Below are 18,144 nucleotides of genomic sequence, written 5' to 3'. Positions count from 1 at the left end.
TTGCTGTGTAGAAAACTGCGCGCTAAGGCACGCAGGCAGCATCGGCCATCGGTCGCATTGAGCCCAGTAGCGCATCCAGCGAACAACGGCCATCCGGGCAGGCATTAAGCGCCACGCGCGCACGCTCGGGCGCGATATCGCTGCCGCCGGCAAGCAGGCCGGACAAGGGCTGTGCCCAATACTCGACCCGTACGGTACGCGCACCACCCTCACCCCGGTACACGGCAAACACCAGCGCACCGGCCGGCGGCGTCGCGCGCGCCGGCCAGTCGGCAACCTGCCAGCGTGCGCCGAGCAAGGCGCCGACGTTGGCCAGGTTGGTGTCGTGGCCAACCAGCACGCTCAGGCGCGGCGCACCGGGCATCCCCGCGCGCGCAAGCTCGGCAGATAGCCGGGCAAGCAGCGCCGAGCCGCGCCTTTGCGCAAGGTAAGGCGTCCATTGCGTCAGGCCGAAGGCGGCCACATGCGCGTCCAGCATGCGCGAGAGCGCGGGCGCACCGACCTTGTCCTGGCTTGGGCGCTCGACGGCATCCAGCATCAGCACTTCGGCTGCGTCCGATGCCAGCGCAAGGCCACCGCCCAGCGCGATATTGGCGTGACCGTCCTCGCTGCGCGGCACGATGCGCGTTGGCAGCTGCGTCAGCGTGCACGGAGCCTGCGCGCCTTCCCGCGCGCACAGCACATCGGGCGTCGGCCCCAGCGCCTGCTGGATAAGCGCCAGCGACGCCGCCTGCCTGTTGGCATAATGCGCCAGATCGCCGCCGGCCGTCTTAAGCATCGCCTCCGTCGCCTGCGCGCGATCCATCGCGCACACGCCGGCCTTCACCGGGTGAAACAGCGCATCAAGCTTGCCACTGGCCGACGCCACTCGCGGCGGGCAGGCGGCAGACAGCCCGCGTGCGATCGCGGCGGCGGTGGCGCGCGTACGCTCGTCCACATCCGCATACAGCGAAATTTCTGCCGCTGCCGGGCAGCCGGCCAGCCCAAGTCGCGCGCCATAGGCACGCCCCATAGGCTCGGCCAGCGCCGCGCCGCGCGCGGAGAGTTCGCCCCGCCCCACCGTCCATGCAGGCCACGACCGTGCGCTCCACTGCGCCAGCGTGTCCGCATGCTGGGTCGGCGCCCGCACCCCGTGCCGCGAAAGCACCACCAAAGCCAGCGGCACCTCGTCCGCTTTGGCGTATACCGGCCACGCGCCAAGCACGCACACGCACACCAGAAACCCTTGTTGCCATCCCCGCATCGCCATCTCTCCTTGCCAAATGCTCGTCCCCCATTGCGCCTTGCTCACCGTAGCCTCACGGCTCCGGCAGGCTGTGCACGGGCTGGCGCTGTCGACATTAACTATTTCGGCATATGCCGCCACCTCTAGTTGAGCAGACATTTGCCTGCTGCGCCGTGAAAACGTACATCCAGTCTTTCTGGGTGTCGGCGCTAGCTATTCGCACTCCGCATATGGCAGACCCTCGTACACGAAAGTCTGGCTTGGCTTGCACGATTTGGGGAGTGCGGCCTTGCCTGCGCGCCAATGTGCGATCAACCACGACCCCATCCATGCACAGCAGCGCCTCCGCATTCACCAAGAGCTGCAGACATTACGCGACATCCCGTTTAACGTAAGCGCCCGACAAACCAGCCACTTAGTCCTGTCGGACGATGAGGCGGCGGGCGTGCGGGCGGAAGATCATGCAGGCAAACCTAACAGGAATGAACAGTGCGCTCTTCGACTCCTACCCGCCCCCACATGCAGTCAGCACCACTGCAGCACGCCCTCCTCAAGGTGAGGTCGGGGTATTTGGCCGAGCGTGACGCGATGATGGATGCCATCACTACTGATGCAGGGCTGCATCCCGGTGACGTTGGTGGCTATCCGGCCATGACCAAGTAGCGCAAGCCTGCATACTCCTTACACGTTCACCCGTTCTTTCGCAAAAATTGATTGCATCTTCAGTGGGGATGCCATGCAGATGACTAGCCTGCCGAGATTGGTATTGGTCGCAGCCAAGAAGGTAGCCGATGAGTGGGGCAAACTAGCCGAGCATCCCTGAGCGCGGCAAGCAAAGGAGGGAAAATGAACTTCGATTTTTCAGACGAACAAAAGCAGTTGCGTGAGGCATTGCGCCGTTTCATGAGCAAGGAAGTGACACGATCGCTTGTACGCATGGCAATTGACGATGCGGGTGCGGGGCAGGCTGCTTGGCGGGCACTGGGCGAAATGGGAGCCAGCACGATGATGCTTCCTGAAAATTGTGGTGGTCATGGTCTGGGTGCGCTCGAATTATGTTTGCTTGCTGAAGAAGCTGGCCGCGTGCTCGCGCCTTTGCCGTGGCTGGCGACGCTTGGACTCTCGGCTCAAGCGCTGCTGATCAGCGCAGACGAAGCGGCACAACAATTATGGCTGCCGCGCATCGCGGCAGGAGAGGCGTCAACCTTCGCAGCGCCGCTGGATGGTCAGACAGGCGAGTTGCCGTGTTTTGACGGGCAGCGGCTGACAGGTTGTAGTTCTTTGGTGTTGGATGGTCACACGGCGACGTTCGCTGTCGTGCTCGCGCGTGATGCGCACGGCGGGGAATGTCTGGTCGTGTGCGACCTGGACGCCAGCGTCTCCCGAACGGCGCTGCCGGTACACGACGCCGTACTGCCTTGCTCGCGGCTTGATTTTTATGGCACGGCCGCAACGCGCCTGTCCTGCGATGCAGGGCGGGTTCTGCTCGGCGTACGCGAGCGTGCGGCAGTATTTAGCGCGTTCGAGCAGCTAGGTGCCGCCGATGGCGCGTTGGCGATGGCGGTGGCTTACGCGCGCGAGCGTCGGGCATTCGGCCGCCCGATCGGCGCGTACCAGGGCATCAAGCACAAGCTTGCCGATGTGTACACGCTGAACGAAATGGCACGTGTGCACTGCTACTACGCCGCTTGGGCACTTGCCGCCGATGCTCCTGAACTGGGGTGCGCTGCCGCTGCCGCGCGCATCGCGGCGACCGATGCGCTGAGCTACGCCGCACAGGAAAACATCCAGACCCACGGCGGCATGGGGTACACCTGGGATATGGATTGCCAGCTGTTTTATAAGCATGCGCGCGCAAGCGCAGTGCTGTTAGGCGGGCGGCATCTGTGGAGCGAGGCGCTGGTGCGTTCGCTTGAACAAACAGCGGGAGAGTGAGCATGGACTTCAAGGATTCCACACCAGAGGCGGCGTTCCGCGCCAAGTGCCGCGCGTGGCTGGAGGCAAATGCCGAGCGTAAGCAGCGCGTAGACGAGTTGTACGGACGCGGTCTGGGGCAGGCCGAGATGGTTGAGGCATCACGCGCGTGGCAGGCGTGCAAGGCGCACGCGGGTTTCGGGGCGATCACATGGGATAAGGCGCTCGGTGGATTAGGCGGCACGCCGATGCAGGAGATGATCTACCGCGAGGAAGAGGGGCAGTTCCTGGTGCCGCGCAACGCGTTTGCGGTCAGTCTGGGCATGGTCATCCCGGCGCTCGCCGCGCACGGCAGCGATGCGCAACGGGCGCGCTTTGTCGAGCCTGCGCTGTACGGGCGCGAATTGTGGTGTCAGTTGTTGTCCGAACCGGATGCCGGCTCCGACCTGGGCATGGTACGCACGCGTGCCGAGCGTTGCACCGACGGGCGCGACGGTTGGCTACTCAAAGGGCAGAAAGTATGGACCACCTACGCGCAGTTCGCGGACTTCGGCATGGTGCTGGCGCGCACCGACCCGGACAAGCCCAAGTTTGACGGGTTGACCTGCTTTTACGTCGACATGCATGCTGCCGGCGTCGAAGTGCGGCCGATCCGCCAGGCCAGCGGCGAGGCCGAATTCAACGAGGTTTTCCTCAACGAAGTATTCGTGCCGGATACGCAAAGGATCGGTGAGGTTTGCGCAGGCTGGAAGGTGACGATGACGGCGCTGATGAGCGAGCGTCTGTCGATTGGCGGAGTAATCCCGCCTGGGCTATGGCAGCGGGGCCTCGCACTGATGCGCGAAGCACCGGGCTTTGACGGCGCGCCGGCGATCGAGGACGGTCGCATGCGCGAGCGGCTGGCCGAACTCTATATGAACACACAAGGGTTATGGCTGATGCAGGCGCGTGCGCTAACTGCACTTGGACGTGGAGAGGCGCCGGGCCCCGAGCTGTCTGTCGCTAAAATTGTCGGTGCGCGCACCCTGCAGGACTTCGCCTATCTCGCGTTTGACCTTAAAGGTCAGCAGTCAATGGTGACGTCCGAGCTGCTGGGCGACAGCTGGAGCAATGTTGAAGATCTGTGGTTCGGCGCAGCCGGCATGCGTATTGCCGGAGGCACTGATGAAATCGTCAAGAACAGTGTTGGCGAGCGCGTGCTGGGTCTGCCCGGCGAGCCGCGCACGGATAAGGGAATACCGTTTCGCGAGCTAAGCTAATCCCGTGGCTAAGAGCGTGTTCACGATCTCGCGAGCAAGGGCGAGACAAGGCGAAAACGGCTGAGAAAGCGGAATGTACAGATGGTATATGAGCATTTCGAAGCTGTTTTTAACGCCGTATCGTCGATGCACAGCAGATCGTGAACAGGCTCTAAGAGCTGTTGACATATGATCCGCACACCTGTTCAACGCTTTGGCCGCGAGAGTATGAAGTCCCTCACCTACACGCAGCGTAATCGGGGACAAATCTGCAAAAGCCCCTACTCCACTCCTGCATAGGTTTGCGATGCCCCGATTGCCGCTTTGCAACGAACTTTGTCGAAACTAGAGAAGATCCGGCTGCAACACGCCATTTATCTGAGCGCGGCCGGACGACGGGTGACTCACCTCTCGCCGCACGCCCCGCTGCCCGGGGTCTCAGATCCGCTGTTCAGGCTCGCCGGACCGCTAAAACCGGCAGCGCAAGAACCTTCATGGCGGCGTTTCCATCATGCGGGTGTGCTGAGGCATTTTACCAAGCTGCGCGCCGATAACGGCAAGCCCCGGTTCGATATGTGTATAGAACGCCTGCCAGCCGCGGCACAGGTAGTTAAGGCCGGACTCGCCGCCCCGGGTGGTCAGCAGGCGGTTTTTCGGGCACTCGCCCCAGCACAGTGTGAGGTGCGGGCAGCGCCGGCAGTCGGAAGGCAGGGTGTCGCGTTTGGCGAAGCCGAACGCCTGCTGGCGCGCAGAGAAGGCGGCGCGGCCCTCATCCAGCGTGCGGATATTGCCCAGCCTGAATTCGGGGTAGACGAAGTGGTCGCAGGCGTAGAGCGAGCCGTCGTGCTCGAGCGCGAGCGCCTTGCCGCAGAACTCGGACTGGGTGCAGGTCTGCGCCGGCAGCCCCATGCTTTGCGCGACGGCGGTCTCGAACAGGTTGACGTGCACGCGGCCCAGGTCCCGGGCGAACCATTCGTCCCATACCGCGACCAGGAAGCGACCCCAGTCGTCCGGGTCGACCGACCATTCGGTGACCACCGACAGCGGGTGGCCGGGGTGCGCGCGCGGTGAACCGACTTCGGCGCGCGCGTCCTTCGGCCACAGGCAAGGCGCCTGTTCGCGGAAATTTTTCGCTTCGACGCAGGGGGTAAACTGCACGCGCCATGCGCCCAGCTCGTCGACCAGATGGCGGTAGACGGCGAGCGGCTCGCGCGCGCTGTCGCGGTTGACCACCGCCAGCGCGGCAAACGGAACACCGTGCTTTTGCAGCAGGCGCGCGGCGGCGAGTGCCCCCGCGTGCGAGCCCTTGCCGCCCTTGCTCGGGCGGTGCTTGTCGTGCAGGTGCGCCGGGCCGTCGACCGACAAACCGACCATGAAGCCGTGCTGGGCCAGAAAAGCGGCCCATTCTTCGGTCAAGAGCACGCCGTTGGTCTGCAGGTCGTTATCGATGGCCTGGCCGGCGCGGCGGTACTTCGCCTGCAGTGCGACGACCTTCTCGAAAAACGGCAGGCCCAGCACGGTCGGCTCGCCGCCCTGCCAGGAGAACACCACCCGCTCGCCGTCCTGCGCCTCGATATACTGGCGGATATGTTCCTCGAGCAGCTCGTCGCTGATGCGCGGCTGTTTGGGCTGGCCAAGCAGGGTTTCCTTGTGCAGGTAGAAGCAGTAGCTGCAATCGAGGTTGCACAGGGCGCCGGCCGGTTTGACCATCACGTGGAAGCGGCGGCGCACGGCCGCCTGCGGTTGGAGGGTCGGCGGCACGGGCTTACTCCACACGCAGCGAACCGCCGGCCTGGCGCGGCGGGAACTGGGCGAGCGAGGCGCGGTGCGCGCCGACCACGTCGCGGATCTGGCCGCCCCACGCCATGCCCAGCTTCATCGCGATTTCCTGCGACTTCCAGCCACTCTGACGCTCGTACGGGTCCATGCGAAGGTTGAAGATCAGCGCCGCCGGCTTGTTCTCGTCGAAGAAGCCCTCGCGGGTCTTCAGGTGGCTCTTCCAGTTGCCGATGCGTACCGCAGAGAGCTCGCGCTCGTTGTAGTAGAGGTGGAAGTTGCGCGCCGAAGGTGCCTTCCCCTGCCAGTGCGCGAGGTTGTCGACGCCGTCGATATACACTTTGTCCTTCGCCTTCAGCTCGGACGCGACCTGCGGGCGGCCGGCGGCGGAGGCCAGGGTGGTGAAGAGGTCGGTATTGTCCTGGATGCCGTTGCTGACACTGCCGGCCTTGATCTTCGCCGGCCAGCGCACCAGCATCGGCACGCGCACGCCGCCTTCCCAGGTAGTCGCCTTCTCGCCGCGGAACGGGCTGGTGCCGCCGTCCGGCCACCACTGCGACATCGGCCCGTTGTCCGAGGTGAAGATCACGATGGTGTTGTCGGCGGCACCCATGTCGTCGAGCTTCTTCAACATGCGCCCGACCGAGCGATCCAGCTCGATCAGCCCGCTGCCGTAGATGTCCATCTCCGACGAATAGGGCTTGGCCAGCGCCTTGTGCTCGTCGCGCAGGTGGGTGTAGATGTGCATGCGCGTCGGGTTGTGCCAGACGAAGAACGGCGTGTCCGCCTTGACGGCGCGCTGCATGAAGTTGACGGCGCGCGCCTCGAATTCGTCGTCAACCGTCTCCATCCGTTTGGGCGAGAGCGCGCCGGTGTCGCGGCAGGCCTGCTTGCCGACCTTGCCGAAGCGGCCGTCTTCGGTGGTGTCATCGCTGGCCGTCGCCTTGCAGTCGAGTACGCCGCGCGGCTTGTAGCGTGCGTCAAAGCCCGGATCCTGCGGCCAGTCCGGGCGGAACGGCTCCTCTTCGGTATTGAGGTGGTAGAGGTTACCGTAGAACTCGTCGAAGCCGTGCACGGTCGGCAGGTGTTCGTTGCGGTCGCCCAGGTGGTTCTTGCCGAACTGGCCGGTGCGGTAGCCCTGTTCCTTCAAGACCTCGGCCAGCGTCGGGTCGCGTGCGTCCAGCCCCAGCTTGCTGCCGGGCAGCCCGACCGTGGTCAGCCCGGTGCGGATCGGCAACTGGCCGGTCAGAAAGGCCGCACGGCCCGGCGTGCTCGAGGGTTCGGCGTAGTGGTCGGTGAACAGCATGCCCTCGCGGGCGAGGCGGTCGATGTTCGGGGTCGGCACCATCATGCCATGGCTGTAGGCGCCGATATTGGTGACGCCGACGTCGTCGGCCATGATCACCAGAATGTTCGGGCGCGCCGCCGGTGCAGCGTAGACGGGGGCGGCGCAGGTGAAGGCGGCCGCGACTATCGCAGCAAACGGCTTAAGGCTGGGCGGCATGGTGTGGACTCCGGAATGCTCAAGGGTAAGTTTTGCCATGCTTGGCATTGCAAATGTGCGGCTTTACTCAAACGAGGTGAAGCTGGGCTCAGACCATCAGGTCTCTCATGCAGCATCAAGACCAAAGTAAATTGCCGCCATGAATCATGTAGCCAAACGCAAAGGACCACCTGAACGGCCCAAAGCGTCCGCCAAGATCATTGCGTCAAATACGCTGCAGAGAATCCATATTTCATTTGGCCGGATCAGTAGGCCCAGTGAAACCGGGCCTACCCTGTCAGTGATTACTTCCCGACGCGGCGCGCAGAGTCCGCAGTAAAGTCCTCGGGGTTGAGCCCGCCGGCGTTGAGCACGTCGGACTTCGACTGCTCGTTGAGCATCCCGTATGCAACGTAGGAGCCCGAGTTGAGGTCATGGTAGAACGTCGTCGAGTTAAACTGGCCGCTGAAGTCTGGCGAGTAGTAGTGGTGTGCAATCGCTGCACGCCACAGCTTACCTTGACCGTCGTACTGGTCTGAGTACACACCGTGCCAGCTATCCTCATCAAGGAATATCACGCGCTTCGGGTACAGGTGGCGCATGCCTGGCTTGAGCTTACCCTCAAGCACCCACACCCGGTGCAGCTCGTAGCGCATCGGCTCCGGATTCGGATGTTTCTGCGTGAGTAAGTCCTTGTACTTGAGCTTGGGGCTGGCCACACGATAGGCGTTGTACGGAATGTATATCTCGCGCTTACCAGCTAGTTTCCAGTCGTAACGTTCGGGGGATCCATTAAATAGGCGATCCTCATCGATCACCATGCTGCCACTGACTGCAGCTACCGGCTGGTCAAAACCAAAACCCGGAACCTGACGCACGCGGCGCGTGCCTGGATCGTAACGCCACGCCAGGCGGTAATTCTTGGCAAAATTATACGGTTCGTGCGATACGGTCACGCCACCTTTCTCCCGCTCGGGTAGCAAGGTGCTCGTCATGTAGTACGAGAAAACGCCGTCGCTGGTTTTGCTGCGCACCTTCGGATCATACGCCGGCGTCAGACCTACCGACTTCAGTCGCCCCCAGACAATACCGTTGCCAGTAACCGTCGCGTTATCGCGTACCGTCTGAACGGTATACGGGCGATGTGGCAACAGCATGTTCCAGAGCGCCTCAATGCCATTTTTCGGAATCGGGAATGGGATCGCACCGGTAGTCGCATCAACACCCATACCGTTATCGGTCACCTTGGCGGTTTTGGCGTTTTCCAGTACGGTATCGCACACATAGTCTGGATAACGGAAATCACGTCGACTCTGGTAGACCGGCATGTTGTAGCTGTCCGGGTACTTTTTCAGTAATGCTTTCTGCCCTTCGTTGAGCTTGTCAGCATACTTCTCCATATTGGCAGCCGTAATCACGAATAATGGTTTGTCGTTCGGATAGACGTCGCTCGCGTGACTACCTGCATTCATTTTCCAGCCCGGGTTCGCCTGTGCCCCCAGCCATTTACCGGAAAAAGCAGGGATTGATCCATCGGCGTTACCTGCCCTCTCGGCTCCAACACAGGTCAAATCCTTACCCAAGCGCGCAGCCTCGGAGGCAGAAATAGCAGCCATTGCATGCGCAGAAAATAAAACGAATGCGCCAGTGGCTGCGATACGAAGTGCTTGTTGTTGCATAACGGATCTCCTTTACTCTCAGGTCAGGGTTAGACGCTGTACGTTAAGCCGACATATAGCCTCAATCTCCCAGCGAATGGTTGACCAAGTCTGAGCAGGTGTAGCCGACGTAGGCGATGCCATACAAAATGGTTACCGATCATCGTCAGCGACAGCAGCAACAGGCAGACTTACAGCACCGGCATCCACCCTGGTGTTGCACTATGCACATCGCACTCCTGTCGTACTCCGGCTCCGGGACAGTCTGCTGACGGCGCCCCTTGCATATCAATCTGATCAGTAACGAAAGCTGCTACATCGTCCGGAAAGACTACATGCAGCGAATACTCAAACTTATCCGGCACGCCAAAAACCTCGTCATTTGCGGCCAGCATGGATAGCGTGTGCGCTGTAGGCATTCGTTTAATCTGAAATAACCTTGCACGGTGATGCGTCAAATAGGCATGGCTTTATCATACAACGACGCCCAACCTGCCAATACGGACGCATGCCCAACGGCGAACTACCGCGCAACACGCAAGCTCAGTGCGCCATAACAACTTCCAAAGTTCAAAAGGAAATGGAAAAACGACAGCTTCTGCTATCCGCAAGGCTGCAAACCCGATCAGGTACAAGCGGGGATGGGATGGCGATATCTGATTGTGGTGCCGCCACAGCACAGCAGCCGCACATGCCCGGCCTGCGGTCATGCCTTGAAAAGACAAGCGTCAGGCCCAAGCGCAGTTTTGCTGTGTTGAATGCGGTTTCAAGGAAAATGCCGATATGGTCGCGGCAATCGATATGCCTCGCCGTGGCGAGGCACTTCTAGCGCTCGGGCAGGAGCTTGCCCGGTTAGCCGGTGAAGCGGGCGATGCATCAGGGTTGCCAGCAGCAACACCCATCGCGGCGATCTGGCCGCTTAGCGGACAGACGCGGCAGAAATGGCTTGCGTAGGCGGCAAGGCGGCAAGGCGGCAAGAATGTCAACAAAATAGCCGCAATAGTGCACCGATAAAATGTACGAGACCGTACCGGCGAGATGATGTCTTGCACTCCGTTCCAACTCAGGGCTACCACCTCCATACGGACGATGAACGGCGCCAGTCATCTGGGTAACGATGTCCGCCAGACGGGCTGCTTCGCCCTCCCCTCATGAGGAAGATCGATGACTGACGCTTACATCTTCGACCATGTGCGCACGCCGCGCGGCAAGGGCAAGGCCGACGGCGCGCTCGCCGAACTCACCCCGGTCGCGCTGGCCGCGCAGGCCCTGTCGGCGCTTGCCCGGCGCAACGATCTGGACACCCGCCACGTCGAGGATCTGACGCTGGGCTGCGTGGTCGCGGTCGGCGAACAGGGCGGCAATATCGCGCGCATCGCCGCGCTCGCCGCCGGTTTCGACGAGTCCGTCCCCGGCGTGCAGGTCAACCGTTACTGCGCGTCCGGCCTCGAGGCTGTCAACCAGGGCGCGGCCAAGGTGATGGCCGGCCAGGCCGGCCTCGTGGTCGCCGGCGGCGTCGAGAGCATGAGCCGGGTGCCGATGGGCGCCGACGGCGGCAGCTGGGCTATCGACCCGGCGGTCGCCTTCGCGACGCGCTTCGTGATGCAGGGCGTCTCGGCTGACCTGCTGGCCAGCAAGTACGGCTACAGCCGCGAAATGCTCGACGCTTACGCGGCCGAGAGCCACCGCCGCGCAAGCGTCGCCTGGCGCGAGGGCCGCTTCGCGCGCTCGGTGGTGCCAGCCACCGACCTTCTGGGCCGCGTGCTGCTCGACAAGGACGAGATGATCCGCCCAGAGACCAGCGTCGAGACGCTCGCCGCGCTCAAGCCCTCGTTCGCAGAGATGGGCGCCAAGGCGGGCTTCGACACGGTCGCGCTGACCCGCTACCCGGAAGTCGAGAAGATCCACCACCTGCACCACGCAGGCAACAGCTCGGGCATCGTCGACGGCGCCTGCGCGATGCTGATCGGCACGCTGGAAGCCGGCCGCGCGCTGGGGCTGACCCCGCGCGCGCGCATCAAAAGTTTCGCCAGCATCGGCTCGGAGCCGACCATCATGCTGACCGGCCCGGCGCCGGCTGCGGCGCGCGCGCTGAAAAACGCCGGCATGAGCGCCCGCGACATAGCCCTGTGGGAGCTGAACGAGGCGTTCTCGGCCGTGGTGCTGCGCTTCATGGAGGCGATGAACGTGAACCACGCCTCGATCAACGTCAACGGCGGCGCGATCGCGATGGGCCACCCGCTGGGTGCGACCGGCGCGATGATCCTCGGCACCCTGCTCGACGAAATGGAGCGCCGCGGCCAGGCCACCGGACTTGCCACCCTGTGCGTCGGTGCCGGCATGGGCACCGCCACCATTCTCGAACTCGTCTGAGGCCCCGCCATGATCGACTACTTCAAGCGCGCACTCGCCGCCGACGGCATCCTGACGCTGACCATCGACCAGCCTGACGCGCAGGCCAACGTGATGGACCGCCATTTCATCGACGGCCTCGAACACCATGTGAACGCGGCGCTCGCCGACGACGCGGTCAAGGGGGTATTGCTCACTTCGGCCAAGTCATCGTTTGTCGCCGGCGCCGACCTCAAGACGCTGGAGGCGTCGCTCGCCGAACCCAAGGACGCGGCGACGCTGTACGCCGAATGCCGCCCGTTCTCGGCGCTGCTGCGCCGCATCGAAACCGGCGGCAAACCCTTCGCGTGCGCGCTGAACGGCGCCGCGCTCGGCGGCGGCTTCGAGATCGCGCTTGCCTGCCACTACCGTTGCGCGGCCGACGTGCGCAGCCTGCGCGTCGGCCTGCCCGAGGTCGGCGTCGGCCTGCTGCCGGGCGCCGGCGGCACCCAGCGCCTGCTGCGCATGCTGGGCGTCGCGCGCGCGCTGCCGCTGTTGCTGCAGGGCAGCCAACTGAAGGCGCAGGCGGCGCTGGAGATGGGCCTGGTCGACGCGGTGGTGCCGGCCGAAGACTTGCTCGAAACCGCCCGCGCCTGGCTGCTGGGCAGCCCCGACCCGACCAAGGCGTGGGACCGCAAGGGCTTTCGCGTCCCCGGCGGGCAAAGCCCGCTGGAGCCCGCCATCGCGCAGCTTTTCCTCGGCAGCAACGCGGCAACCGGCGCGGGCACGCTCTACAACCTGCCCGCCCCGCAAGCCATCCTGTCCTGCCTGTACGAGGGCATGCAGTTGCCGATGGACAAGGCGCTCGACATCGAGTGCAAGTACTTCGTCAAGCTGAACCTCGACCCGGTCGCCGGCAATATGATCCGCACCCTGTTCATCAACAAGGGCAAGGCCGACCGCCTGATGCACCGCCCGCAGGGCGTCGAGCGGCGCGTCCACCGCAAGGTCGGCGTGCTGGGTGCGGGCCTGATGGGTGCGGGGCTCGCGCTAGTGGCCGCAGAGGCCGGCGTCGACGTCGTGCTGATCGACCGCGACCAGGCGGCCGCCGACAAGGGCAAGGACTACGCGCGCAGCCGCCTCGCACGCGACGTCGAAAAGGGCCGCAGCACGCAGGAGAAAATGGACGCGACGCTCGCGCGCATCGTGTCCGCCACCGACTACGCGCTGCTCGACGGCGCGTCGCTGGTCGTCGAGGCGGTGTTCGAAGACCGCGCGGTGAAGGCCGAGGTGTTCGCCCGCGCCGAAGCGGCGCTCGCACCGGGCGCGGTGCTCGCGTCGAACACCTCCGCGCTGCCGATCACCGGCCTGGCCTCCACCCTCGCGCGCAAGGACGCGTTCATCGGCCTGCACTTCTTCTCGCCGGTCGAGCGCATGCCGCTGGTCGAGGTGATCCGCGGCGACGACACCTCGGACGAGGCGCTCGCGCACGCGCTCGATTTTGTCGCCCAGCTGGGCAAGACCCCCGTCCTCGTCAACGACAGCCCGGGCTTCTTCACCAGCCGCTTTATCGGCGCCTTCATCAACGAGGGCGTCGCCATGGTCGCAGAAGGTGTCGCGCCCGCGCTGATCGAACAGGCAGCCCGTCTGGTCGGCTACCCGGTCGGCCCGCTCGCCATCTCAGACGAGGTCGGGCTGGACCTCGCCTACAAGGGGGCCCTGCAGCGCGCGCGTGACGGCGGCCCCGGCTACAAGCCGGGCGCGTCGGTGCCGGTAATCAGCGAGCTCGTCGTCCGCCACGGCCGCCACGGCCGCAAGAACGGACAGGGCTTCTACGATTACGACGCGGCCGGCAAGCGGCTGTGGCCGGGCCTCGCCGACATCTGGCCGCGGGCCGAAAACCAGCCCTCACTCGAAGAGGTGAAGGCGCGCATGCTCTACGCGCAACTGGTGGACGCCGCGCGCTGCATGGCGGACGGCGTGCTCTTGGACGCGGCCGACGGCGACGTCGGCGCCTGTCTCGGCGTCGGCTTCCCGGCCTATCTGGGCGGCCCGTTCGCCGCGATGGATACGCTGGGCATGCCCCGCCTGATCGAACGCAGCGAGCAACTGGCACGCGACGTGTCGGCCGAGCGCTACGCGCTACCCGAACTCGTCTACCAGATGGCGCGCTCCGGCCAAAGCTTCTACGGCAAGCGGGCGCTCACGCCGCCGGCCAGGCGCAAGGGAGAAGCACGATGAGCGCGCCGCTTGCCGGCGTCAGGGTGCTCGACCTGACGCAACTGCTGCCCGGCCCGCTGTGCACGCTGCAGCTGGCGGACCTCGGCGCCGAGGTGATCAAGGTGGAGCCGCCCAAGGGGGGGGACGCCGCCCGCGGCATGGGCCAGGCCGAGTTCTCCGCCCTCTTTTGCATGCTCTCGCGCAACAAGGGCTCGCTCGCGGTCGACCTGAAGACCGACGAAGGGCGCGCGCTGCTCGTCTCGCTCGTGCGCGGCGCCGACGTGCTGATCGAGGGCTTCCGCCCCGGCGTAATGGACAGGCTGGGCCTCGGTTGGGACGCGCTCAACGCGGTCAACCCCAAGCTCGTCTACTGCTCGGTCACCGGCTACGGCGCAAGCGGCGCGCGCAGCATGCTTGCCGGCCACGACCTCAACTATCAGGCGCTCGCCGGCACCCTCGACCAGAACGGCGCGGCAGGCGAAGACCCCGTCAGCGGCAACTTCCCGCTGGCCGACATCGCCGGCGGCGCCCTATCCGCGGCAGTAGCCGTGCTGGCTGCGCTGTTTGACGTCGCGCGCGGCGGCGCCGGGCGGCGCGTCGAGGTCGCGATGGCCGACAGCGCGACCGTGCTCAATGTCCCGGCGTTTGCCGGGCTTGCCGCCGCCGGCGGCAAGCTGCCGCGTGGCGAGGACTTCCTCGCCGGGGCCTTGGCCAGCTACGGCGTCTACCGCACGGCCGACGAGCGCCACCTGGCGGTCGGCGCGGTCGAATTCAAGTTCTGGCAGGCGTTCTGCCAGCGCATCGGCCGCGAAGACCTGATTGCGCGCGGCCACCTCTCGGGCGAGGCCGGCCGCGCGGCGCGCGCCGAGCTCGCCGACGAGATCCGCCAGCTGCCGCTCGCTGCATGGATAGCCAGGCTCGAAGGGCTGGACGCCTGCGTAAGCCCGGTGCTGACGCTAGAGGAAGCGCAGGCCGACGCGCGCGCGCGCGGCGTCGCCTTCGCGGCCGAGCACCCGCTGTTTGGCGCCTACCCCGGGCTATGCCCGCCGTTTTCGATCAGCGGTCACGCCTTCGGAGTGCGCCGCGAGGCGCCACGGCTGGGCGAGGACAATGCGCGGCTCTACGCCGAGGCGGGCTTCACCGAAGCCGATTGCCAGCGCGGCAACTGACCATAAAAACTCCGGAGGAAGACCCATGTCGCAAACCCGTTTCAACCTCGCCGACCTCTTTTCGGCGGTCGCGTCCGCTGTCCCCGACCGGCTCGCGCTGGTGGCGGGCGATGCCCGCACCAGCTACGCGGCGCTGGAGGCGCGCGCCGAGCGCCTTGCCTCGCACCTGGCCGCCCGCGGCGTCAAACGCGGCGACACCGTCGGGCTGCTGCTCTACAACGGCGCCGACTATCTGGCGACCTTCTTCGCCGCGTGCAAGCTCGGCGCGCTGCCGGTCAACATCAATTACCGCTACGTCGCCGACGAGCTCGCCTACATCTTCGACAACGCGAAGCTTTCCGCGCTCGTCTACGACGCGTCGCTCGCCCCTGCCGTCGAGCCGCTGCTGTCGCGCTTCCCCACCCTGCACACGGCGATTGCCACCGGCGACGCGCTGGAAACAGCGCTCGCCTGCGCAGCGCTGCCCGCTCCGTCAGAAGGGCGCAGCGGCGACGACCTGATGCTGCTCTACACCGGCGGCACCACCGGCATGCCCAAGGGCGTGATGTGGCCGCACGCGGCGCTCTTTTTCGGCGCGCTGGGCGGCGGCGACCTCTACCGCCGCTCCGGCCAGCCGGTGGCGAGCGCCGAAGAGCTGGCCGGCTACGCCAAGGGCGCGCCGGCGCTGCGCTTCATGCCGGTCGCACCGATGATGCACGGCGCGGCGATGTGGGCGACGCTGTGCGCGCTCTACGCCGGGCAGACCGTGGTGTGCTCCGACAAGCTCCATTTCGACGCCTGCCATGTGCTCGACGTGATGGCGAAGGAAAAGGTCAATATCAGCGCGATCGTCGGCGACGCGATGGCGATGCCGATCCGCGACGCGCTCGAAGCCCACCCGGGCCGCTGGGACCTGTCGGCCATGTATGTATTCGGCTCGGGCGGCGCGCCGATCGCCCGCCACCTGCAGGACGCGATCAAGGTCTACATGCCGAACGCGCAGATGGGCAACGGCTACGGCACCAGCGAAGGCGGCATCATCGGGCAGGGGCCGCGTCCGGACGGCGACGGGCTGATGAAGCTAACGCTGGACGCCACACTCACGGTGCTGACGCCGGACGGGCGCGCGCGCGTCGCGCCGGGCGAGACCGGCATCCTCGCCCGCTCCGGCCACGTGCCGGTCGGCTACTGGGGCGACGCCAGGAAGACCGCCGACACCTTCATCGTGCTCGATGGCGTGCGCTACGCGCTCTTGGGTGACGCTGCCCGGCTGGAGGCGGATGGCCGGACGGCGACCTTGCTCGGCCGCGGCTCGCAGTGCATCAACACCGGCGGCGAGAAGGTATTCCCCGAGGAAGTCGAGGACGTGCTGCGCCGCCACCCGGACGTCACCGACGCGCTGGTGGTCGGCGTCGCCGATGAGCGCTGGGGGCAACGCGTCGCCGCGGTGGTCAGCCTGCGCCGCGCGCCGGGCAGGGAGGACGCGGCGCTCCTCGCCGCGCACTGCCGCGCGCATCTCGCCGGCTACAAGATCCCGCGCACCATCGTGTTCGAGGCCGAGCTCTCCCGTTCGGTCGCCGGCAAGGCCAACTACCGCTGGGCGCGCGAGCGCGCCGAAGCGGCTGGTGCGACGGCATGAGCAAGGTGCTCACCCGCGTCGACGGCCGCGTACTGACCGTCACCATCAACCGCCCCGAGTGCATGAACGCGCTCGACCCGGAAACCCATGCGCTGATGAGCGCCGCCTTCGACCGCTACGCGGCGGACGACGAGTTGTGGCTCGCCGTGGTGCGCGGCGCCGGCGGCGAGGCCTTCTCGGCGGGCGGCGACATCCGCGCGATGCAGGACGCGCTTGAGGGCAAGGCCGAGTACAAGGTTCCACCCTCAGGCTACGGCGGACTCACCAGCCGCCACGGCCTCGACAAGCCGCTCCTGGCCGTTGTCGAGGGCGTCGCCATGGGCGGCGGCTTCGAGATCGCGCTGGCCTGCGACATCATCGTCGCTCGCGACAACGCGCGCTTCGGCCTGCCCGAGCCGATGATAGGCGCGGTCGCCTTCGCCGGCGGCATGCACCGCCTGCCCCGCCAGATCGGCAGCAAGCGCGCGATGCAGATGCTGCTCACCGGCCAGAGCATAGACGCGGCGACCGCCTGCGAGTGGGGTCTGGTCAACGAGGTCGCCGACGCGGCCGCGCTCGAGGAGACCGTCGCGCGCTGGTGCCGCCGGCTGAGTGCTGGCGCGCCGCTCGCGCTCAGGGCGACCAAGGCCTGCGTCGAGGCGGGGCTTGCGCTGCCGCTTGAAACAGCGATCGCCCTGCAGGACAGCGGCGGCTACCCGGCGCTCGAGCGCATGCGCGCAAGCGAAGACGTGGTCGAGGGCATCCGTGCCTTCAACGAAAAACGCAAACCGCTGTGGCGCGGCCGCTAGCGCGCCGCGAAGGATGGAGGTAGACATGTCGGCACCCGAAGCAATCCACCCGAACGGCGCGGCCGTTTTCGGACAGGTCGTGGCCGCGCGCCATGCCACGCGCGCCTTCCTGCCCCAGGCACTGCCGCGCGGGACGATAGCACGCCTCGCCGCGCTCGCCTGCCAGGCACCGTCCAACTGCAACACCCAGCCCTGGCGCATCGCCATCGCATCCGGTGCGTGCCGCGACCGCCTTGCGGCCGCCATCGGCGCCGAGATGGCCGCCGGGCGCATGGCGCCTGACCTGCCCTACGACGGCCGCTACGAAGGCGTCTGGCGCGAGCGCCAGCTCGGCGCGGCCGAGGCGCTGTACGGCGCCGCCGGCATCGCGCGCGACGACAAGGCCGCCCGTACCTACCAGTTCATGCAGAACTACGCGTTCTTCGGCGCGCCGCACGTGGCCTTCTTCTTCCTCGCGCCGGGTTTTGGCACACGCGAAGCGGCCGACCTTGGCATGTGCGCGCAGACCTTCATGCTCGCGCTCGCCGCCGAAGGCCTCGCCAGTTGCCCGCAGACCGCGCTGAGCTTCCACCCCGACCTCGTGCGCGCCGAGTTCGGCATCGAACAAGGCTGGCAGCTGCTGTTCGGCGTCTCCTTCGGCCACGCCGACCCGGGCGCGCCGGTCAACCGCGCGCGTACCGGCCGCAGCGTCGACGCCTTCGCGCTAGCGATCAAGGAGGACTGA

The 18,144-nt window shown here is 65.9% G+C and carries 12 protein-coding genes; 8 read left to right on the top strand and 4 right to left on the bottom strand.

The window, feature by feature from the left end:
- Positions 1 to 22: 22 nt before the first annotated feature.
- Positions 23 to 1,243 carry a histidine-type phosphatase gene (locus M3P88_RS04875; RefSeq protein WP_249614928.1) on the bottom strand — a complete coding sequence of 407 codons (1,221 nt, stop codon included), beginning with the start codon at positions 1,241 to 1,243 and terminating at the stop codon, positions 23 to 25.
- An 828-nt stretch (positions 1,244 to 2,071) separates the two neighbouring features.
- Between M3P88_RS04875 and M3P88_RS04870 the strand changes: the two genes are divergently transcribed.
- Together M3P88_RS04870 and M3P88_RS04865 are read left to right on the top strand one after the other, a co-directional pair.
- Positions 2,072 to 3,160 (top strand): acyl-CoA dehydrogenase family protein, encoded by a 1,089-nt coding sequence (locus M3P88_RS04870; RefSeq protein WP_249614927.1) that lies wholly within the window; start codon positions 2,072 to 2,074, stop codon positions 3,158 to 3,160.
- Positions 3,161 to 3,162: 2 nt separating this feature from the next.
- Complete coding sequence (locus tag M3P88_RS04865; RefSeq protein ID WP_249614926.1) at positions 3,163 to 4,398, top strand: acyl-CoA dehydrogenase family protein; 1,236 nt, start codon at positions 3,163 to 3,165, stop codon at positions 4,396 to 4,398.
- A gap of 471 nt (positions 4,399 to 4,869) precedes the next feature.
- Here M3P88_RS04865 and M3P88_RS04860 read toward each other — a convergent pair whose 3' ends face one another.
- The 3 genes from M3P88_RS04860 to M3P88_RS04850 form a co-directional block, all read right to left on the bottom strand.
- Complete coding sequence (locus M3P88_RS04860; protein ID WP_249614925.1) at positions 4,870 to 6,138, bottom strand: anaerobic sulfatase maturase; 1,269 nt, start codon at positions 6,136 to 6,138, stop codon at positions 4,870 to 4,872.
- Positions 6,139 to 6,142: 4 nt separating this feature from the next.
- The gene (locus tag M3P88_RS04855) at positions 6,143 to 7,657 is read right to left on the bottom strand and encodes an arylsulfatase (RefSeq protein ID WP_249614924.1); all 1,515 of its coding nucleotides are present in this window, start codon (positions 7,655 to 7,657) and stop codon (positions 6,143 to 6,145) included.
- Positions 7,658 to 7,941: 284 nt separating this feature from the next.
- Positions 7,942 to 9,315 (bottom strand): DUF1329 domain-containing protein, encoded by a 1,374-nt coding sequence (locus tag M3P88_RS04850; RefSeq protein WP_249614923.1) that lies wholly within the window; start codon positions 9,313 to 9,315, stop codon positions 7,942 to 7,944.
- Between the two features lie 1,143 nt (positions 9,316 to 10,458).
- Here M3P88_RS04850 and M3P88_RS04845 point away from each other — a divergent pair.
- From M3P88_RS04845 to M3P88_RS04820, 6 genes are read left to right on the top strand one after another with little or no spacing between them, the layout of a single operon-like run.
- Positions 10,459 to 11,667, top strand: a complete 1,209-nt coding sequence (locus M3P88_RS04845; protein WP_249614922.1) for an acetyl-CoA C-acetyltransferase — start codon at positions 10,459 to 10,461, stop codon at positions 11,665 to 11,667.
- Positions 11,668 to 11,676: 9 nt separating this feature from the next.
- Positions 11,677 to 13,866, top strand: coding sequence for a 3-hydroxyacyl-CoA dehydrogenase NAD-binding domain-containing protein (locus tag M3P88_RS04840; RefSeq protein ID WP_249614921.1), 2,190 nt, complete (start codon positions 11,677 to 11,679; stop codon positions 13,864 to 13,866).
- Complete coding sequence (locus M3P88_RS04835) at positions 13,863 to 15,014, top strand: CaiB/BaiF CoA transferase family protein (protein WP_249614920.1); 1,152 nt, start codon at positions 13,863 to 13,865, stop codon at positions 15,012 to 15,014. Before M3P88_RS04840 ends, M3P88_RS04835 begins: the two co-directional genes overlap by 4 nt.
- A 25-nt stretch (positions 15,015 to 15,039) precedes the next feature.
- Positions 15,040 to 16,632, top strand: a complete 1,593-nt coding sequence (locus tag M3P88_RS04830) for an AMP-binding protein (RefSeq protein WP_249614919.1) — start codon at positions 15,040 to 15,042, stop codon at positions 16,630 to 16,632.
- The gene (locus M3P88_RS04825; RefSeq protein ID WP_249614918.1) at positions 16,629 to 17,420 is read left to right on the top strand and encodes an enoyl-CoA hydratase-related protein; all 792 of its coding nucleotides are present in this window, start codon (positions 16,629 to 16,631) and stop codon (positions 17,418 to 17,420) included. Before M3P88_RS04830 ends, M3P88_RS04825 begins: the two co-directional genes overlap by 4 nt.
- A gap of 25 nt (positions 17,421 to 17,445) precedes the next feature.
- On the top strand, positions 17,446 to 18,144 hold the full coding sequence (locus tag M3P88_RS04820) for a nitroreductase (RefSeq protein ID WP_249614917.1): 699 nt from the start codon (positions 17,446 to 17,448) through the stop codon (positions 18,142 to 18,144).

The organism is Craterilacuibacter sp. RT1T, assembly GCF_023502145.1.
Classification (GTDB): Bacteria; Pseudomonadota; Gammaproteobacteria; order Burkholderiales; family Chromobacteriaceae; genus Craterilacuibacter.
Note: the sequence above shows the minus strand (reverse complement) of the source record. Positions and strands in the feature narration are given on the sequence as shown.